General features: G+C 27.4%; 19 protein-coding genes. All 19 read right to left on the bottom strand.

What is annotated here, in order from left to right; all coding sequences use genetic code 11:
- The 19 genes from pyrE to tpiA all read right to left on the bottom strand — a co-directional run bounded on the left by pyrE (position 1) and on the right by tpiA (position 19,604).
- Positions 1–570: an orotate phosphoribosyltransferase gene (gene pyrE, locus HV819_RS00765; protein WP_176269315.1), complete on the bottom strand. Its 570-nt coding sequence runs from the start codon at positions 568–570 to the stop codon at positions 1–3.
- 8 nt (positions 571–578) lie between these two features.
- Positions 579–1,478: a dihydroorotate dehydrogenase gene (locus HV819_RS00760; protein WP_154538818.1), complete on the bottom strand. Its 900-nt coding sequence runs from the start codon at positions 1,476–1,478 to the stop codon at positions 579–581.
- Complete coding sequence (locus tag HV819_RS00755; protein WP_176269314.1) at positions 1,478–2,194, bottom strand: dihydroorotate dehydrogenase electron transfer subunit; 717 nt, start codon at positions 2,192–2,194, stop codon at positions 1,478–1,480. The genes HV819_RS00760 and HV819_RS00755 overlap by 1 nt, the downstream gene beginning before the upstream one ends.
- A complete protein-coding gene (gene pyrF, locus HV819_RS00750; protein ID WP_176269313.1) occupies positions 2,181–3,047 on the bottom strand; it encodes an orotidine-5'-phosphate decarboxylase in 867 nt (288 codons plus the stop codon). Before pyrF ends, HV819_RS00755 begins: the two co-directional genes overlap by 14 nt.
- Positions 3,022–4,218 (bottom strand): dihydroorotase, encoded by a 1,197-nt coding sequence (locus HV819_RS00745; RefSeq protein ID WP_176269312.1) that lies wholly within the window; start codon positions 4,216–4,218, stop codon positions 3,022–3,024. The genes pyrF and HV819_RS00745 overlap by 26 nt, the downstream gene beginning before the upstream one ends.
- Entirely contained in the window at positions 4,218–4,646 is a 429-nt protein-coding gene (locus HV819_RS00740) for an aspartate carbamoyltransferase regulatory subunit (RefSeq protein ID WP_154538822.1), read from the bottom strand. The genes HV819_RS00745 and HV819_RS00740 overlap by 1 nt, the downstream gene beginning before the upstream one ends.
- Complete coding sequence (gene pyrB / locus HV819_RS00735) at positions 4,639–5,568, bottom strand: aspartate carbamoyltransferase (RefSeq protein WP_154538823.1); 930 nt, start codon at positions 5,566–5,568, stop codon at positions 4,639–4,641. Before pyrB ends, HV819_RS00740 begins: the two co-directional genes overlap by 8 nt.
- 60 nt (positions 5,569–5,628) lie before the next feature.
- Positions 5,629–6,162, bottom strand: coding sequence for a class IV adenylate cyclase (locus tag HV819_RS00730; RefSeq protein WP_154538824.1), 534 nt, complete (start codon positions 6,160–6,162; stop codon positions 5,629–5,631).
- Entirely contained in the window at positions 6,152–6,844 is a 693-nt protein-coding gene (locus HV819_RS00725; RefSeq protein WP_176269311.1) for a metallophosphoesterase, read from the bottom strand. The genes HV819_RS00730 and HV819_RS00725 overlap by 11 nt, the downstream gene beginning before the upstream one ends.
- The gene (locus HV819_RS00720; protein WP_154538826.1) at positions 6,841–8,751 is read right to left on the bottom strand and encodes an ATP-binding protein; all 1,911 of its coding nucleotides are present in this window, start codon (positions 8,749–8,751) and stop codon (positions 6,841–6,843) included. The genes HV819_RS00725 and HV819_RS00720 overlap by 4 nt, the downstream gene beginning before the upstream one ends.
- Entirely contained in the window at positions 8,744–9,775 is a 1,032-nt protein-coding gene (locus HV819_RS00715) for a metallophosphoesterase family protein (protein ID WP_176269310.1), read from the bottom strand. Before HV819_RS00715 ends, HV819_RS00720 begins: the two co-directional genes overlap by 8 nt.
- Positions 9,772–10,341: a histidine phosphatase family protein gene (locus tag HV819_RS00710; RefSeq protein ID WP_154538828.1), complete on the bottom strand. Its 570-nt coding sequence runs from the start codon at positions 10,339–10,341 to the stop codon at positions 9,772–9,774. The genes HV819_RS00715 and HV819_RS00710 overlap by 4 nt, the downstream gene beginning before the upstream one ends.
- Positions 10,342–10,394: 53 nt before the next feature.
- A complete protein-coding gene (locus HV819_RS00705) occupies positions 10,395–13,874 on the bottom strand; it encodes an FtsX-like permease family protein (RefSeq protein WP_176269309.1) in 3,480 nt (1,159 codons plus the stop codon).
- A gap of 1 nt (position 13,875) precedes the next feature.
- On the bottom strand, positions 13,876–14,577 hold the full coding sequence (locus HV819_RS00700) for an ABC transporter ATP-binding protein (RefSeq protein ID WP_176269308.1): 702 nt from the start codon (positions 14,575–14,577) through the stop codon (positions 13,876–13,878).
- Position 14,578: 1 nt separating this feature from the next.
- Positions 14,579–15,022 (bottom strand): SsrA-binding protein SmpB, encoded by a 444-nt coding sequence (gene smpB, locus HV819_RS00695; RefSeq protein WP_176269307.1) that lies wholly within the window; start codon positions 15,020–15,022, stop codon positions 14,579–14,581.
- Entirely contained in the window at positions 15,023–17,128 is a 2,106-nt protein-coding gene (rnr, locus tag HV819_RS00690) for a ribonuclease R (RefSeq protein WP_176269306.1), read from the bottom strand.
- Between the two features lie 73 nt (positions 17,129–17,201).
- Positions 17,202–17,429 carry a preprotein translocase subunit SecG gene (gene secG, locus HV819_RS00685; RefSeq protein ID WP_154538831.1) on the bottom strand — a complete coding sequence of 76 codons (228 nt, stop codon included), beginning with the start codon at positions 17,427–17,429 and terminating at the stop codon, positions 17,202–17,204.
- 105 nt (positions 17,430–17,534) lie between these two features.
- Positions 17,535–18,830, bottom strand: coding sequence for a phosphopyruvate hydratase (eno, locus tag HV819_RS00680; RefSeq protein ID WP_176269305.1), 1,296 nt, complete (start codon positions 18,828–18,830; stop codon positions 17,535–17,537).
- Positions 18,831–18,851: 21 nt separating this feature from the next.
- Entirely contained in the window at positions 18,852–19,604 is a 753-nt protein-coding gene (tpiA, locus tag HV819_RS00675) for a triose-phosphate isomerase (RefSeq protein WP_176269304.1), read from the bottom strand.
- Positions 19,605–19,609 lie beyond the last annotated feature (5 nt).

Raw genomic sequence — 19,609 nt, 5'->3', positions numbered from 1 at the left:
TTATTTTCTAGAACCAGGTTTTACTGCAGGAGTATCCTTTAAATCATCTGGTAAATTATCAGGATCAAAGCTATTAATTTGAATTTCTGTAGCTGATATTAACTTAAGTCCCCTTATCTGATCAAGACCTGACCTATTCACAATTGATGTCAAAGCCACAGTATTTGCTCCCTCTTTTTCAATAACATCTACTGTTTCAAATGAAGATTTTCCAGTTGTTATTACATCTTCAACTATAATAACATTCATATCTTTTTTTATTTCAAAGCCTCTTCTTAGAGTCATTATATTATCAACCCTTTCAGTAAAGATAGCATTTACCCCTAGAGCTCTTGCTACTTCATAGGCTATAATTATCCCTCCCATAGCGGGACCTACACATAAATCAACTTTAATTCCAGCTTCCTTAATTTTTTTAGCTATAATTTTCGCAATCTCTTCGCAATATACTGGATTTTCTATTAATTTAGCGCATTGTATATATTTTCTAGAATGTCTTCCACTTGAAAGTAAGAAATGTCCTTCAAGTAAAGCATTAGATTTTTTTAATAATTCAACTGTTCTATCCATAATATCTCCTATATAATATTTCTTATTTCATCTAAAGATTTTATATTTTCTCTATCTATATATGATTTTAAATCATCAATAATATTTATCATTGTATTAAAATCAACAAAGTTACTAGTCCCAACTTGGACTGCCGTTGCTCCTGCCATAATGAACTCAAGGCAGTCTCTATAATTTCTTATACCACCCATTCCAATTATAGGTAGCTTTGTAGCCATACTTGCCTCATATACCATTCTTAATGCTATTGGTTTTATACAAGGTCCAGATAAACCAGCAGTCTTATTTTCAAAAATCGCCTTTTTCTTATCAACATCTATTGCTAAAGCATTAAAAGTATTTACTAAGGATATACAATCAGCACCTGAATTCTCTGCAATTTTTACAAACTCACTTATGCTTCCTACATTTGGAGACAATTTTACCATTAAAACTTTTTTAGTGACTTTTCTTACTTCTTCTATAACTTCACAAGCCTTATTAGGATCAGTACCAAAGGCCATTCCACCTTCTTTAACGTTAGGGCAAGAAATATTTAACTCAATTATAGGGATAGATGTATCATCTAGTAATATTGCACCTTTTACATACTCATCAATACTATGTCCACCTAAATTTGCAATAATTACTGGATTTTTACTTTCTAAGAAAGGAAGTTCTTCTTTAATGAAATAATCTATGCCTGGATTTTGAAGTCCAATTGAATTCATAATTCCAGATTGTGTTTCATAAATTCTAACCCCCTTATTACCTAAATTTTTATGTAGGGTTAGACCTTTTGAAGATATTCCACCAAGCTTATTTATATCTATATAATTTGCAAATTCTTTGCCAAAACCAAAAGTACCACTTGCCGCTATTACAGGATTATTAAATTCTATTCCACAGATATTTACTTTTAAAGTCATTAAAATATCTCCTTTGAATCAAAAACCGGTCCGTCTTTACATACTCTAATAAAATCTCCATTGATATTTTCAATAGTGCAACCAAGACATGCTCCTATTCCACAAGCCATGTGTGCTTCCATAGATATTTGGATTTCAGTAGTAGTATTTTTCTTAGATAGTGTCTCTAGCATTGGATTTGGTCCACAAGCATAGATTACATCGTAATCATTAGTATTTATTTTATCTGTAATAAATATTTTATCTATTTTATCTATAGTTACAGTTGTATTATTCACATAGTCTTTAAAATAATCTGTAAAATACTCAAAATCAGAAAATCCAACATAAAAATCAGCCTTTTTATCAAGCATTTTTGCCAAAAATAATAAAGGAGCTATCCCTATACCACCAGCAACTATTGCTGATTTTCTACCTTCTCTTATCTTAAATCCATTTCCAAGAGGACCAAGAATATTTACTTCTGATCCCTTTTTTAAGTCTTTTATTATATTTGTACCTACACCCTTAACTTGATATAAAAATGACATAGTTTCTTCATCTTGATCACAAACACCAAAAGGTCTTGATAATAGTGGAGATTCTCTAAAGCTATCTGTTCTAAGCATAAAAAATTGACCAGGCTTTGCATTAATTTTGGTTTTTAACTTACAAAAATAGATATTATCACTAATTTTTTTATTAAAAACCACATCTGCTTTTCTATAGCCTTCCATTTTTCTCAATTTCCTTTCTTGTTTCTATACACTTAAGCCTTGCATAATAACCAATTTTATCTTCACCATCATCAAAATTGAGATAATTTTTTAGGATAGCCCTAGATGAATTTACTACTCCTCCATTAAGATTGTTGAGAAGTTTATATACATTCATAGACTCTGCCATCTGAGCACCAAAACCAGGTATTAAGAAAAACATATTATCATATCTTTTTCTAATTTTCTCCACCTCATCTTTGTGTGTTGCACCAACGACCAATCCTATTGGGCCATAGCCTGTTTTATCTAATAATTTATTATTCAACTCTTTAAGCTTGTCACCTACTGTATAAAAAAATTCACTATTATCTTTAAGCTTTAAACACTCAAAATCACTTGCTCCAGGATTTGAAGTTCTTAAAAGTACAAAAACACCCTTATCTTTTTTTTCAATAAAATCTAAATAAGGTGAAATCGAATCCATTCCCATATATGGATTAAGAGTGATAAAGTCTGCTTCAAAATCTCCAGAAAAATGAGCTTTTGCATATTGTTTTGCACTCTGAGCAATATCAGACCTTTTTACATCTGCTATGCTTAAAAGATTATTTTTTCTAATATAGGATAGAGTTTTGCTATAGGCTTTCATTCCCAATAGTCCATATGATTCATAATAAGCAATTTGTATCTTATATATAGCACAGACATCTTTTGTACTATCTATTATTTCCCTATTAAAATCAAATAGAGCTTGATCAATAGACTTATTTTCTTTGTGAGTTTTTGGTATATAGTCTATAGATGTATCTAAACCTACACAAACAAAGCCATTTTGACTTACTTTTTTATATAATCTTTCCATCAAGGTCATATTTTAGTACTCCTTTTTTGTAAACTTTTTTAATTTGTCCCTTTAGTGTCTTACCTATAAATAAAGAATTTTTTGATTTTGATAAAATATCTTCTTCTTCATATATATATTCTTTATCTAAGTCAATAATGGTAAAATCAGCCAAGTATCCTTTTTTTAGTTTTCCTTTTTTAATCTCAAGAAGCTTAGCTGGATTTGTGCTCATCATCCTAATTAAGTCATTTAAAGATATTAGACCAGATAAAACCAAAACCTCATAAGAAGTTGAAAAAGCAGTTTCAAGTCCTATAAAACCAGGTTTTCCTTCATTTTTTTCTTTTTTAGTATGAGGAGCATGGTCAGTTGCTATACAATCTACATATCCTCTTTTTATCATAGAAAGTAAAGCTTCTTTATCCTTATCTTTTCTAATAGGAGGATTAACTTTTAAATCAACCCTATTTGTAAAATAAATATGATGAGGTGTAACTTCACAAGTAATATTTGCACCTTTATCTTTAAAATATGCAATAGCTTCAATTGCTCCCTTAGTAGATACATGAGAAAAATGAATTGGTACATCCATTTTATAAGAAAGGTATGCATCTCTTATAGTCATCAAATCTTCTGCTATTTCATAATCATATTTAGATATTTCTTTACATTCTTCATGTAAAGTGAATTTAAGTTTATTCTCTTTAGCTATTTTTATAGCTTTATACATAGCAAAATCATCATCCACACCATTTCCATCGTTTGAAAGAAATAGTAAATCTTCAGGTAGGTCTTTAAGATGTGATAAATCATCTGTTTCAAAATCTTTAGTTATTGAATAAACTTGAAATATATCAATAAGATTTAAATCTCTTCCTCTTTTCATTATATCATCATAAACATCTTTGCTTGATACAATTGGATTTGTGTTAGGCATGAGATTTACCGTAGTATATCCACCTTTAAGAGCCGTCTTAGATCCAGATTCTAAATTTTCTTTATAGATAAATCCTGGGTCTCTAAAATGAGTGTGCATATCTATAAATGAAGGAACTAAAATCAGACCTTCACAATCTATAATTTCTACATCATCATCTAAGTCAAATTCATCTGTAATAAATCCATTTTCAACAAAAATATTCTTTCTAGATATATTAACATCATCAATCCCAACAAGGTTTTTAAATACTTGTCTCATTATTCCTCCACATCATAAATATGGTCACAATAAGCACATTTATACATCTTTTCCTTCCTATCTATAAGGATAAATTTACTTTCAATATTTCTTTCACTTGTTGTTATGCAAGTTGGATTTTGACATTTTAATATTCCCCTAGTTTCTTTAGGTAAATCCAATGTTTTCTTTTCTACAACTTCTTCATTTTTAATAAAGTTTATTGTAGCATTTGGGTCGATAATTGCTACTGCATCTAAGTTAATATCAAGATTTCCTGCAATTTTAACTATATCTTTTCTGCCTTGGGATGATGATTTTGCATTTAAAATAAGCGCAACTTCTTCTGATAATTCATCTAGACTTAAAAGGTTAAATATTTTAATTCCTAGACCACTTTTAATATGATCTATAACTATTCCATCTTTTAGTGAAGTAATCTCAAGCATCTCTTCCCTCCAATAATTTAATAATAAGTGCCATTCTTGCATACATACCACATTTAACTTGTTTAAAATAAAGGGCTCTAGGATCATTATCTACATCAGTATCAATTTCATTAACCCTTGGAAGTGGATGAAGTATAGCCAAATCTTTCTTGACATCTTTAAGTTTTTCCTTATTTAAAACATAAGAATCCTTGAGTCTAGTATATTGATTATCTGAGAAAAACCTTTCTTTTTGGATTCTAGTCATATATAAGATATCTAAATCATTTATAGAATCATCTAAAGACCTTCTTTCCTCAAATTCTATATTATGTTTTTCAAAAACTGATTTTTTAATATAGTTTGGAAGTTTTAACTCTTCTGGAGAAATTAGGACATATTCATTATTATCAAACATTGTTAGTACCTTTAATAATGAATGGACTGTCCTGCCATATTTTAAGTCTCCACATAGACCTATCCTAAGTCCTTCTAACTTATTTTTGTAAGTTTTTATAGTTAAAATATCAGTCAAAGTTTGAGTAGGATGTTGATGTCCGCCATCTCCCGCATTAATAATTGGACAATCACTTACTTCACTTGCAAGTTTTGCAGCTCCCTCTTGGGGATGACGCATGGCAATTATATCTGCATATTGACTAACTGTCTTAATTGTATCTTGTAAACTTTCACCCTTACTTTGGCTAGAAGATGCTGCATTTGAAAATCCTACAACAGAACCACCCAACCTTAACATTGCTGATTCAAAAGAAAGTCTAGTCCTAGTAGAAGGCTCAAAAAAAAGAGTCCCTAATAGTTTTCCATTACAATAATCTGAAAAATCACTAGGACTCTTTACTATGTCTTCTGCTAAGTCAATTACTTCAAGTAAATCATCTTTATACAAATCTTCTGCACTTAGTAAATTTTTAATTTTTAGCATTTAGACACTCCTTTTTAAGTTTTTTTAATTATATCAAAAGTGTCTTGCTAAGTCAATAAATTACTTTAATTTTTGTATAAGCTCATTTATAGACTCACTTGTAACATTATCTCTATCAATATCAAATTCATCTAAAATTTCTTCAATCAAATTAACATTTGTAAACTCAATTTCCATATAAGGGTCTGGATATACATCCTTTGACCATGTATCAAGGTCAAATCTTTGTTCTTTATATTCATAAGAAACTCTTTTTTTCTCACCTACATATCTTTCCACAAGTCCAATTTCTTCAAGAATCTTTATCATGTTTGAAGTAGAGGTGATATTTGTAGTATATTCGTTATTAACTCTAACATCATCTTTTGAATCTACAGATTCCTTAAAGGTCAACTCTGTATCTAATCTTTTCCCATCAATAGTTTTTTCCCTAATTCTAAGATATCCATTTGGAAATTCACTCCTATTCTGTGGTGAAAAAGTATGATTTTTTTGTATCTCAACACCTAGTTTTTTAGCTCCTTTAGAAATCAACTTCTTTTCCATTTCATTCAAGTCAATATTTAAAATTTTTAATTCTAATTCACGATCCATTTAAACTTATCCTCTCTGCTTTAAAATCTACATAATCTCCAGAAATACATTTAAGCTTAATGCCATCAAATATTCCTTCAACAATTTGTTTATGTCCTGGTCCATGAAGATGTCCATACACTATTGATTCTACCTTATAACCCTTACAAATTCTAAAAAATTCATTTAAAGATTTGTCTGAATTTAATGGTGGGTAATGAAGCATTACAATTTTCTTATTTCCTTTCTTATTATATTCTAATGACTTCCTTAATCTCTGAAGTTCTCTTTTAAAAATTTTTTCGTCATGTTCATCAAAGTCTTTAAAATCTCTACTAATCCAACCTCTTGTTCCACATATATCATATCCTTCGACTTCAAAAGAATTATTTTGTAAAAAACTTATACTTCTAAGATTTAAATCATTTAACTTTTTTAATGACTGCCGCCAATAATCGTGATTTCCTTTAAGAAGGATTTTTTTTCCCTTCAAATTATCTATTCTCTTAAGATCATTATAAGCATTTTTTTCTGTCATAGCCCAGGAAATATCTCCAGCTATCAAAACTGAATCCTCATCATTTATAATATTTTGCCAATTTTTAAATATTTTTTCTTGATATCCATCCCAAGCTTCGCCAAAAATTTCCATAGACTTCTCTTCCGTGTAATCAAGATGTAAATCTGCTAGTGCATAAATCATATTTTCTCCATGTATTTTATATCTATATCAATTCCCTCTGCTTTAAGTATATCCTCTTCTCTTTTATGACATGAAAAGTAAATAATTTGAAAGTTATTAGAAATATCTAATAAATGTAACAAGGCCATTCTAAGTCTAAAACTATCATAATTAATAAAAGCATCATCGAAAATCAAAAACATATTATTATATAAATTTTCAGTAAGACTTAGTCTTAAAGCGAAATTAATCTGATCAAAAAAACCTACTGATAATTTATTTAGATCGATAAATTCATTATTTTTTGTCCTTATTAATGGATTTAGTTTATCATCATAGGATAAATCTTTATACTTACAATTAGATATATCAGCTATTAACTTTGAAATCTTATTTTCAAGCTTTATTTTATTTTTCCCTAACTTATCTTTATTAGATTCTATAAGTTTTATCGCTAAATTGGATGCTCTTAATTCGAGTTCTATTTCATCAAGCTTTCTCTTAATAGCTTTTATATCTTCAATAAGATCATTTTTCTTTCCTAATTCATCTTCAACAAGTGCTAATTTCTTTTCAAGTTTTAAATTTAAATCCCTAAGTTTATTAAGCTCATTTTCATTTTCTTCAATTTCTTTATCAATTTTTAAAATATCTATATTTTTTTTATAGTTAATATCTATTTCTTTATCATATTTCTCTTGCTTATCAAGAATATTAAGAATCTCTATTATCTTTTCTTTTTCAATTTTTAATTTTTCATACTCTATAAATTTTTCTTTCTTTTTTTCGTATTGATATTTGTTTTTGGCCCCAACTTTTAATAATTCATTATTTATTCTAATATTTAAATTAATTAGATTATTTCTTTTTTTATAATCATTTTTAACCTTTTTATATAAAAAATAAATTATTGGTATAATAAAGGCTAATATAATATAAGCTCTTTTTAAGATAATAAAAATTGTAATCATTAAAATTATAATAAAATAAAGAAATTTAATATCACGACTTTTATTATTCTTATAAAAGTCTTTACTCTCATCTAAGAGTTCATCCAACTTTTCAAAATAAATCCTATCAATATCATAAAACTCACTGTAATCTTTAAGTTTTCTCTCAATAATATTTAAAGATTCTTTTCTTGCTTTCTCTTCTAAGTAATTACTATTAGCTTTTGCTTTCCTATACTGATCTCTTTCGTTTTTTAATTCTTTGATTTTTTCTAAAAATTGTATAATTTTATGCCTTTGATTTTTTAATTTTAATAAATCATTATAATATTGGTCATTTAACTTATTTATACGTCTAAGCGCATCATTTTTATTTTCTAAAAGTTTAAGATTTTTTGCATAGGGTTTTGTATAAGCTCTTTTACTTCCGAGCTTATTAATTCTGTCCTCTATATTTTCTTTTGCTTTTAGGGATGAAAATTCTAAATCCGATGATGGATTTTTTAAAAAATCTATAATCTTTTTTTTAGAATCTTGATCAATATCTTGTAATTGTTGATTATTTATTATATTTCGATAAATACTATAACTAATATTTAAGAAATACTCACCCGGATAATTTAGTCTTGATTTTTTATTTTCTATCTCTATATTTTCTTTTAAATCATATATCTTATAACTTCCATCATCAAAATTTCTATCTACTCTATAATCCTTATTATTTTTCGAAAGAATTAATGAACCCATATATTTAAAAGAACCAATTGGTCTGTATTTTTCTCTTTTATATGAAAAATTAATCTTATTTTTACCTTGGTCAAATCCATAAAAAACACCCTCTATAAAGTCAAGAATTGTAGATTTACCACTTTCATTTTCTCCATAAATTAGGTTAAATCCTTCATTGAATTTTATATTTTTATTTTGAAAATGTCCAAAAGATAATAAGTTGATTTCTTTTATATATAAATTAGACATCTCTACTCCTAAGTATTGCATCTATACCTATTTCTAATGCTCTTTCTTTTACTTTTTCATCTTCATCAAGACTTAACAAAGAATCATAGAAATCCTGCAATATTGTATTTGGATATTTTTTAATTAAATCATTATAATATGATAATGATTTTTTGTAAACAAGTTCAATATAAATTAAATCAAGTTCTTTTCTTAATTTTTTTTCATTAATATCAAATAAATCATAATTATCAAGTTTTAATCTCAAAAAAACATAATCCCCTTTAAACATATCTCTTATAGAATCTATCATATGGTCCATATTTCTATAGTCTGATAGATCTTCATTTAATTCTAAAAATTCAAGCTTAGAAGATTCTTTAAAGAAAAAATCTCCATTATCATACTTAATATATCCAAATTCTCCTTTGTCCTTAAAAGATTGAGGCTCTATACTTCCTACGTAGTAAATATTATTATTAAAGTTTGTTTTTTTGTGAATGTGACCTAAACCTACATAGTTGAATCCTATTTTTTTAAGTCTTTCTAAATCAAGACTTAAATAAGTTGAGTTAATATTAGTAATTTCGCCATGAAATATACCTATATTATAATAATTCTTATTTAGATTTATACTATAATTAAATCTTTTTGAAAATATCCTATCATCATAAGATATTCCATATATCCTTACATTTTTATATTCATAAAACTCAATTCTTTCACTCCCAAATATATATAAGTTTTGAGGTTTATTTTCAAAGAAAAAATCATTTTTTCTATCTATATAGTCATGATTTCCTGTAACATAATAAATATTTTTACCAAAATTTTCTATTATCCTAAACAATCTGTCATAATCTTTAGACATAAAATAATCTCGCTCATAAAGATCCCCAGAAATAAGGGCAAAATCTACATCCTTATTACTTTCTAATATGTCCTTAAAACTATCCCATTTACTTCTTCTAATTATATTAGAATATGAGCTTTCAAAATCAAAACTATCTGATAGATGTACATCTGATAAATTAATAAATTTCATATCTTATTTACACACTCTAGAATTTTTTTGTTATTTTCAATATTAATAATAGTTAATGAGCCATTATCAATCCAAAAATTTTCAAAATTTGATAAATCATTCAATATTGTAAAAATAGCTGCCCTTATTGCTATACCATGACTTACACAAAGTATTGTATTATGAGATGTTTTTTTATCTTCAATAAAATCATCAAGCCTTTTTATAAGATCTTTTACGCTCTCTCCACCAGGATATCTTATATCATATGGATTTAATTTCCTTTCCTTATAAAAGTTTTCGTATTCTATTAAAGTGTCAGAAATCCTTTTTCCCTTAAAGTCACCAAAATCCATTTCATTTAATCTTTTATCTTCTGTATACTCATTAAAGCCTAAATATTCTGCAGTTTCTTTGCTTCTCAATAGCTTGGATGTGTATACCTTATCTACATTATAATCTCTTAAATTAAACTTACTTTTATCAAGATCTTTATAAGCATCTTTAGATATTTTCGTATCTGCTGTAGAAAATCTCTTACTCTTATTTGATTCAGTAAGACCATGTCTTAAAAATATTATCTTCATACTAATCACCTTTTTCTATTATATCACAATAAAATAAAGCAGACTAAACTGCTTTATTCTCCTGCCTTCATAGCTTCAGCCATATTTATCCTTTTCAATCTTAAATGGACGATTATCATTATAATAAATGAAATAAATAAGGTTACTATAGCTGATATTATATAAGATAGTGGATGTGTTTTTGCTGATAAATATATACCATCAGGTGCTACAACTAAAAGTACATACTTTAGCATAATATATCCTAACATATAGCCTAACATTATTCCTAAAATTGTTAAAATACAAGTTTCTCTATATATATAAGCTGTCGTCTCTCTTGGGAAAAATCCTAAAACTTTTGTTGTTGCTAGTTCCTTTTTTCTTTCACTAACATTTATATTGGTAAGATTATATAAAACAACTATGGCCAATATTGCAGAAACCAGAGTGATTATTCCTATAACCAAGTTAAGATTTGCCATCAATGAATCAATTGTTTCATATGATTTATTAGGTTCAATTAGTGATAGACTAGCTTTATTTTTTAATATTTTATCTTTCAAACCTTTATTTTCTGTATTTATTATATCAGCATTAAATTCTAATTTATCATTAAAATTATTTTCATAAGCTTCTTTTGACATATAGATATAATCATCTATATAATTTTCTGCCACATCTTTAATTTTAACTTTTTTGTCTAAAAACTTAAGCTCGTCTTTTTCATTAAGTTTATTATAAAGATTTGTAGTTACTACCAAAGAATCTTCACCTAACTTAATAGGATTTTTGGATTTATTTCTTATATCAATAAATTCATTAAGCCTATCTTGATTTTCAAAGACTATTAAATTAGCTTTGATATCATCTTTAAGATCAATTTCTACACTCTTATAATAGATTCTTTTTGTCATCTCATCATTTATTATATCTTCATATTCATTTTTATCTTTCACATCAGCTCTATTATCAAATATATTTATATAATCATATTTGCTAATTTCTTGTCTTTGGATATTTGATGTATCTTTTATAGAGTCTGTCATTGCAAATCCAAAAAATAACAAGGCAGTACATCCTCCAATACCAAAAATTGTCATCAGCATACGTGACTTATATCTAAATAAATTTCTAAAAGTAATTTTTGTCATAAAAGACAATCTTTTCCATAAAAAGTCAATTTTTTCTAGAAATATCCTTGATCCGCCCCTTGGTGGTTTTGGTCTTAGTAAGTCTGCAGTTTGTTCTTTTACCTCACTGTTTGATGTAAAAAATACAGTAAGCGTTATAAGAATTATAGAAAGAATAATAGTTGTAACAACAAGTAAAAAACTATTAGGAAAATCCATCTCAAATATATCAAATCCTGATGAGTAAGCCTTAAATATAATCTTACTTATTAGATACTTTCCTAAAATAACCCCTATTATTGATCCCAATATAGTAGGTGAAAGTGCATATATATAAAATTTATTTGCAATATCCTTATTAGCATATCCTAGAGATTTCAAAGTACCATTTTGAATTCTTTGTTCTTCAATATATCTTTTTATTGTAGTCAATGATACTAAAAGAGCTATAAAATAGAAAAATGTTGGAAATACTTTAGAAAGTTCATCCATATTCTTAGAATTCTTATAGTAAGTGTCAATAGCTTTATTTGATAATATATTCCCTATACTATATTTTGGATCTGGAAGTCTTACAAGATTTTCTCTAGCCTCCTCAATTTCATCATAACCATCGTTAATTTTCTTTAAAGATTTATCTTTTTCTTCGAAAAATTTTTTATTGGCTTCTTCTAATTTTCTTTGGTTTTCTAAAAGTTCTTCATAAGCTTTATCAAGTTTAAATCTTCCATTTTCTTTTTCATTTTTAAACCTTTCGTAAGATAAATTATAAAGATTTAAAGCTTCATTTAAACTTGCTTCATTAGAAGCTATCATGGATTTAGATTCATTTAACTTATTTCTTGCACTATCTTTCTCGATATTTATTTTTCTAATAGATTCTTGTAAGATAGTATTTTTTTCACCTAAATTACTTTTTTTCTTATTAAGTACATCTTCTTTTTCTAAAATTGGAGCCATAGCTTCATTATAGGCTAAATCATACTTATTTTTAAATTCCTTAAAAGACAAATCTATTTCTTCTTTTTTTTCTATAAGCTCTTTATTTTTCGAATCTAATTCATTAAACTTATTTAAGAGATCTTCTCTGGATTTACTTAACTTATCAATCTCTTCTTTATTCTCTTCACTATCATCTAAATTTTCTATTTTTTTTTCAATAATTTTAATATTTTCTTCTATAAATTTTTTACTTTCATTGATTTTTGAAATTTCAAGTTCAAGTTTACTTTTATTGTTATTAAGTTCAACTAATTTATCCTTTTGGTATTTAAAAGAGCTTTCAATTTTATTTTTACCTTCTTCAATTTCCTTACTACTGTCATTAATTATTTTGTAAGCCTTATTAATTTCAAGCTCTAAATCTTTAAGTCTTTTTTCTGCATTACTAAATTTAGTATTATATTCATTTAAACCACTCTCATATTGCTTCTTTGCCTTATCGAGCTTAATATATCCATTGTCAATTTTAACTTTTGATAATTTAAGCTTTTCTTCAGATTCAGTAATTTTATTTTGAAATTCTTTTTCATTGGCATAGTATTTATTTATACCATTAAGTAATTTTTCATTAGCATTGTAGAGTTTCTCTTGCTCATCACCAAGCTTTTTTTTCGCATCATCTAATTCTTTTTCGTTCTCATCTAATTTTTTATTACTTTCATCTTTAAGTTTTTTTAAAACTTCACTTGGCCTATACTTAAAGTCATCTTCTAAATCTTTCTTCTTTTTGTCAACATATGATATGTAAGTTTCATCAAATTTATGAAGATTTTTGGTATCTTTATATAGTATATTTGCTTTTTTTATATCATCTGTTTTAAAATTATCATAAGATATTATAGCAAAGCCATCCACCATTTTTTTACCTTCAATTGAATAATCTCGTATATCATTCATGAGATTTTCTGTCGAATTGGCAAAGCCCACTATTTTAAATTTTTTATTTTTTAATTTATCATCAATATTTTTATTTAAAGATTCATCAAATTCTATAGTATCTCCAATTTTAAACTCATCTTTCAATACTTCATCAATGATTATTTCATTATTGTTTTTTAAGTCCCTACCTTTTTTTATATTATATTTTGGGAAAGTTTCATCTTTAGAATCTATACTTAATAGTAAGTCTTTATAATATAGGTCTGTTCCTTTTTGGTAGGATACATTCTCAATATCCTTATCTTTTTCTATAATTACTTTATCTTCATCTTTAAGTCCATAAGTTGAGCTTATAATCATATCTGGATGATTAGCATTTTTTAAAGTATTATTTAAGGTGTTTCTCATAGTAGGTCCTGTTAGAAATAAAGCTACTACAATCATTGAGGCAAGCATTATCATTATAAAGATAGAAAAAATCTTACCCTTGGTATTTTTCATATCCCTAAATATACTTTTATAATAATTACTTTTTCTCATTTTACCACTCAATATTTTCTACATTTTCAGGATTTTTATTTTCATACTCATTTACTATTTTACCATCTTTAAGTTCAAATACCTTATCAGCAATATCTTTTATAGCTGTATTGTGTGTTATTATAATTACGGTAGTATTTAGATTCTTGGCTGTATCTTGTAATAATTTTAGTATAGACTTACCTGTTCTATAATCAAGAGCTCCTGTAGGCTCATCACAAAGTAAAAGTTTAGGGCTTTTAGCAATAGCCCTTGCAATAGCAACTCTTTGTTGTTCTCCTCCAGAAAGCTGAGAAGGAAAAGAGTCTTTTCTATTTGAAAGTCCCACCTCATCAAGAGCTTTATAAGCATCCATATTATCTTTTGCAATCTCTGATGCAAGTTCTACATTTTCTATACTTGTAAGATTTGGTATAAGATTATAAAATTGAAAAACAAACCCAACATCATCTCTTCTATATTTTGTAATCTCTTTTTCATTCATATCCGATAAGTTTTTATCATCAACTATAATTTCCCCTTCACTTAACTTATCCATTCCTCCTATAAGGTTTAAAAGGGTTGTTTTACCTGCACCACTTGCTCCAACTATTATTACAAGCTGACCTTTGTCTATGGATAAGTTAATATTATCATTTGCAATTATCTTATTTCCAGCTACATTAAAATATTTATACACATTTTTTAATTCTATATAGGCCATATCAATAATTTTTTAACGCTCTTTCAATTTTTCTATCTGCATCTTTTCTCTTAATAGTTTCTCTCTTATCAAATACCTTTTTCCCTTTTGCTAAAGCTACTTCCGCTTTTATAAGACCATCTTTTAGATAAATCTTTGTTATAACAATAGTATAGCCTGCTTGTGATACCTTACCTATTAACTTATTAATTTCTTTTTTATGAAGCAAAAGTTTTCTTGTCCTAATAGGGTCTATATTTTTATCATAAGATTGTTTATAAGGAGTTACATTCATATTGTATATATACATCTCACCTTTATACTCACCTACATGGGATTCTTTTATTGATACTTTTCCTTCCTTAATACTCTTTACTTCATTTCCCTTAAGTTCAATTCCTGCCTCATATTTTTCCTCTAAAAAATAATCATGTTTTGCTTTTTTATTATTAGCAATTACTTTCACTTATTCCTCCAATAAATCAAAATCTATATTTCTTTTTTCAATATCTACATTAATAACACAAATCCTTACTCTATCTCCAATCTTATATCTTTTATTATTATCAGTATTTACAGTATACATCATATCTTCAATATACTCGAATCTATCTTCGGAAAATTTATACATAAATAAACCCTCAACAGTATTTTCAAGCTCTATAAATATTCCAAAATCTGTAATTGATGAAATTATACCTTCAAATTCCTTACCAATATATTTTTTCATATACTTGCATTTGTTTAAGTCTTCTACATCTCTTTCACATTCTTCACTATTTCTTTCAGTAATTGATAAATGTTCAGCCTTAGTACCTAAATCCTTACTTAATTTAGATTGGTTAAGCTTTGTAAGTTTATTTTCTATATAAAGTTTTATAAGTCTATGGACTATTAAATCTGGATATCTTCTAATAGGTGATGTAAAATGGGTGTAAAATTTTGTTGCAAGTCCAAAATGAATATCCCTATAATTTGTATATTTGGCTTTTTGCATGGTTCTTAACATCAAAATATTTATTAAGCCTTCATCATCTTCACCCTTTACTTCTTTTAAGATTTCTTGGAAATCTTTTGAGTGGAGGCTATTTCCCTTAATATTGTGCCCAAGAGTATTTAAAATTTTATTAAATGACTCTACTTTTTCTTCTTTTGGTTTTTCATGAATTCTATAAATTGATGGAAAGTCCATATAAGCAAATAAACTTGCTACAGTTTCATTAGAAGCAATCATAAACTCTTCAATCATCTTATTTCCAGTACCTCTTTCATAACGAGATATATTTAAAACTTCTCCATCTTCTGACACATCAATTTGACTTTCTGTAAAGTTAAAATCAATTGATCCTCTTTTGCTTCTTTTATCCTTTAATATTTTATATAGTTTTTTAAACAAGTTTAATTTTTCAATAGTTAATTTATCATTATAAACTGATTGATCATTTTCATCTAAGAGAGCATTTACATCATCATAAATAAGTCTATAGTCTGATTTTATTACAGATTTATAAAAATCATTTTCTATAACATTTCCATTCTTGTCGATTCTCATTTTAATACTTACAGCAAGCCTATCTTCATTTGGGTTAAGTGAACATATACCATTTGATAAAACCTCAGGAAGCATTGGTATAACTATATTAAATAAATAAGTTGAATTACCTCTTTCATAAGCATCCTTATCAATTGCAGTAGATTCTTTAACATAGTGACTTACATCAGCTATATGAACATAGAGTATATAATCATCTTTATCTATTTCAATTGAGATTGCATCATCAAAGTCCTTAGAATCTCTACCATCTATAGTTACCGTAAAAAGCTTTCTAAAATCCATCCTATCTTCTATATCTTTATCAGTAATTTCCTTTTTTATGTATAAACATTCACTTTTTGCCTTTTTCGAAAAATTATCTTTTATCCCATGGCTTCTTACTATAGACAATACATCGATATTTGCATCATCTTTGTTGCCTAATACTTCAGTAATTTTTCCTTCTGGATTACCATGTTCAGGGTATCTTAATATCTTTACTACTACCTTATCATTATTTTTTGCGTTTTTTGAGTCTTCATTATCTATATAAATATCATCAAATATACTCTTATCATCAGCTATAACAAATCCAAATTTCTTATTTTTTTGATAAAGTCCAACTATCTTATTTTGTTTTCTTTCTAAGATATCAACAACTACACCTTCAGCATTCTTTCCATATTCTTTTTCTTTTATGATTTTTATTTTAACCCTATCACCATTTATAGCTTTATTAAGATTAGCATTAGAAATAAAAACATCATCAAAGTCTTCATCATCAGATATAAAGAATCCATAGCCGCCCTGAGCTGTAGAAATTATACCTATAAGTGCCTTATCTTCCTTGCTTAAAGGCATAATCTTTCCCTTTTTTGTAATATTGAGTTCTCCTTCTTTATGTAATTTTTGAATTTCTTTTACTACATCTTTTCTTATATACTTATCACAATCTAGAAACTTTAACATATGTTTCATTGTCATAGGTCTATAATTTTCACCATTTACTATATTTAAAATTAAATCCTTGAAATTCATTTTTACTCCTATTAAAAAAGAGGCTAGTATAGCCTATTAACTTGCTTGGCAAATTATAGTTATACTCAACCCCTTAGTTTATTGCTAAAAGTACTATACTCAATACAAATAATACAATACCTGCAGCTATTACAACTTTATCTAACATTTCATTCTTTGATCTATGTGCGCTTCTACCAAACACATTAGTTTCTTGTCCAGCTAATGTTCCAAGTCCATCAGTTTTTGGTTCTTGTAAAGTTACAGCAATAACTAGTACAAGAGAAGCAATCATCAATAAGATTGATAATACTGTTGTCATAAGACACCTCCATTTTCATACTATATAATGATAACATAAATTATTATATATATCAATAAAAAGAGGGGTTTTGTATATATTTACCCCTCTATCTATATTTTTTAACTATTTATTGATATTGTAGAACGCCTTTAAACCTTTAAATTGTGCTGTATCAAATAGTTCATCTTCAATCCTTAATAATTGATTGTATTTAGCAACCCTGTCAGTTCTTGAAGGTGCACCAGTTTTAATTTGACCTGCATTCACAGCAACTACTAAATCTGATATTGTTGTATCTTCTGTTTCACCAGATCTATGTGATACTATTGCTGTATAGCCAGCTTCTTTAGCCATTTCAATAGCATTTAGAGTTTCTGTTAGAGAACCTATTTGATTAACTTTTATAAGAATTGAATTTGCAACACCTTCTTTAATTCCTTTTTCAAGTTTTTTAGTGTTTGTTACAAATAAGTCATCTCCTACTAATTGAACCTTATTTCCAAGTCTATCAGTAAGTTTTTTCCAACCTTCCCAGTCATTTTCATCAAGACCATCTTCAATTGAGATAATTGGATATTTGCCAACTAATTCTTCTAACCAATCAATCATTTCATCTTCAGTTTTAACTGTTCCCTCTCCATTAAGGTGATATTTACCATCTTCTTTATTATAGAATTCACTAGATGCACAGTCCATAGCTATATAAACATCTTTTCCTGGTTCATATCCTGCAGCCTTAATAGCTTCACATATAATTTCTAAAGCTTCCTCATTTGATTTAAGATTTGGAGCAAATCCACCCTCATCTCCTACTGATGTATTATATCCTTTTGATGATAGCACATTTTTAAGACTATGAAATACTTCTGTACCCATTTGAAGAGCGTGTGAGAAACTTTCTGCACCTAGTGGGAAAATCATAAACTCTTGAATATCAACAGAATTATCTGCGTGCTCTCCACCATTTAGGATATTCATCATTGGTGTTGGAAGAAGTTTAGCATTTGTTCCCCCAAGATAGTTATATAAAGGAACGCCAATTTCATCAGCTGCAGCCTTAGCTACTGCAAGAGATACGCCAAGGATTGCGTTAGCACCTAGTTTACCCTTGTTTTCAGTTCCATCAAGTTCAATCATTGCTTTATCAATACCAACTTGATCTGATACATCATATGTGAATTCTAATTCTTCAGCAATTATCTCATTTACATTTTTAACTGCTTGAAGGACAGATTTTCCAAGATAGTAATCTTTGTCACCATCTCTAAGCTCAACAGCCTCCCATTCACCAGTTGATGCTCCAGATGGAACACTTGCCCTACCAAATCCACCATCTTCTGTAACAACTTCAACTTCTACTGTTGGATTTCCTCTTGAATCAAGAATTTGTCTTGCATATACACTTGAAATTACACTCATTATATTTCTCCTTATTATTTATTATTTTTTATAATTTATTAATTGCTCAAAGTCACTTGCTTTAAGGCTTGCTCCACCTATAAGTCCACCGTCTATATTTTCTTTAGCTAAAAGTTCTTTGACATTTTTAGGCTTCATAGATCCACCATATTGAATCCTAATTTTTTCGCTATAATCTTCACCATAGACCTTTTTTATATAATTTCTAATAAACTTACACATACAGTCAGCATCATCTGATGATGCAGTTTTTCCAGTTCCTATAGCCCAAATTGGTTCATAGGCAATAATTACCTTTTCTATATCAGAATCTTTAACATCTTTTAAATCTTTTTCTAATTGATTTCTTACTTTTTCTTCTTCTTTATTAGATTCTCTTTCTTCTAAAGTTTCACCTACACAAAGAATTGGAATTATATCATGCTCAAGTGCTGATAAGACTTTTTTATTAATTAATTCATCATCTTCCTTAAAGTACTCTCTTCTTTCGGAATGACCTAATATAACATAATCTGCTTTAATATCATTAAGCATAGTTGGAGAAATTTCTCCTGTATAAGCACCACTTTCTTCAAAGTACATATTTTGAGCACCAAACTTAATATCACTGTCTTTTAAAATATCTTCAGCTATTAATAAATCTATAGCTGGTACACAAACTCCCTTTTCAACACTTTGATCAAGGTCTAATTCTCTAAGCTCTCTTAACAAAGCTTTTGCCTCACTAGGAGCTAAATTCATTTTCCAATTTCCTATTATTACAGGTGTACGCATATCTA

Origin of the sequence: Anaerococcus faecalis, from assembly GCF_013371425.1 — a bacterium.
In the GTDB taxonomy this organism is placed as follows: domain Bacteria; phylum Bacillota; class Clostridia; order Tissierellales; family Peptoniphilaceae; genus Anaerococcus; species Anaerococcus porci.
This window is presented reverse-complemented; position numbering and strand designations above follow the sequence as displayed.

Bases quoted from the DNA above. Each gene is read 5' to 3' on its own strand.
- HV819_RS00755 (WP_176269314.1), bottom strand. From the start codon at position 2,194: ATGGAAGGCTATAGAAAAGCAGATGTGGTTTTTAATAAAAAAATTAGT.
- HV819_RS00730 (WP_154538824.1), bottom strand. From the start codon at position 6,162: ATGGATCGTGAATTAGAATTAAAAATTTTAAATATTGACTTGAATGAA.
- tpiA (WP_176269304.1), bottom strand. From the start codon at position 19,604: ATGCGTACACCTGTAATAATAGGAAATTGGAAAATGAATTTAGCTCCT.
- HV819_RS00745 (WP_176269312.1), bottom strand. From the start codon at position 4,218: ATGAGACAAGTATTTAAAAACCTTGTTGGGATTGATGATGTTAATATA.
- HV819_RS00700 (WP_176269308.1), bottom strand. From the start codon at position 14,577: ATGGCCTATATAGAATTAAAAAATGTGTATAAATATTTTAATGTAGCT.
- pyrF (WP_176269313.1), bottom strand. From the start codon at position 3,047: ATGACCTTGATGGAAAGATTATATAAAAAAGTAAGTCAAAATGGCTTT.
- HV819_RS00760 (WP_154538818.1), bottom strand. From the start codon at position 1,478: ATGACTTTAAAAGTAAATATCTGTGGAATAGAATTTAATAATCCTGTA.
- HV819_RS00705 (WP_176269309.1), bottom strand. From the start codon at position 13,874: ATGAGAAAAAGTAATTATTATAAAAGTATATTTAGGGATATGAAAAAT.
- pyrE (WP_176269315.1), bottom strand. From the start codon at position 570: ATGGATAGAACAGTTGAATTATTAAAAAAATCTAATGCTTTACTTGAA.
- HV819_RS00740 (WP_154538822.1), bottom strand. From the start codon at position 4,646: ATGCTTGAGATTACTTCACTAAAAGATGGAATAGTTATAGATCATATT.
- secG (WP_154538831.1), bottom strand. From the start codon at position 17,429: ATGACAACAGTATTATCAATCTTATTGATGATTGCTTCTCTTGTACTA.
- rnr (WP_176269306.1), bottom strand. From the start codon at position 17,128: ATGAATTTCAAGGATTTAATTTTAAATATAGTAAATGGTGAAAATTAT.
- HV819_RS00725 (WP_176269311.1), bottom strand. From the start codon at position 6,844: ATGATTTATGCACTAGCAGATTTACATCTTGATTACACGGAAGAGAAG.
- HV819_RS00720 (WP_154538826.1), bottom strand. From the start codon at position 8,751: ATGTCTAATTTATATATAAAAGAAATCAACTTATTATCTTTTGGACAT.
- HV819_RS00710 (WP_154538828.1), bottom strand. From the start codon at position 10,341: ATGAAGATAATATTTTTAAGACATGGTCTTACTGAATCAAATAAGAGT.
- eno (WP_176269305.1), bottom strand. From the start codon at position 18,830: ATGAGTGTAATTTCAAGTGTATATGCAAGACAAATTCTTGATTCAAGA.
- pyrB (WP_154538823.1), bottom strand. From the start codon at position 5,568: ATGCTAAAAATTAAAAATTTACTAAGTGCAGAAGATTTGTATAAAGAT.
- HV819_RS00715 (WP_176269310.1), bottom strand. From the start codon at position 9,775: ATGAAATTTATTAATTTATCAGATGTACATCTATCAGATAGTTTTGAT.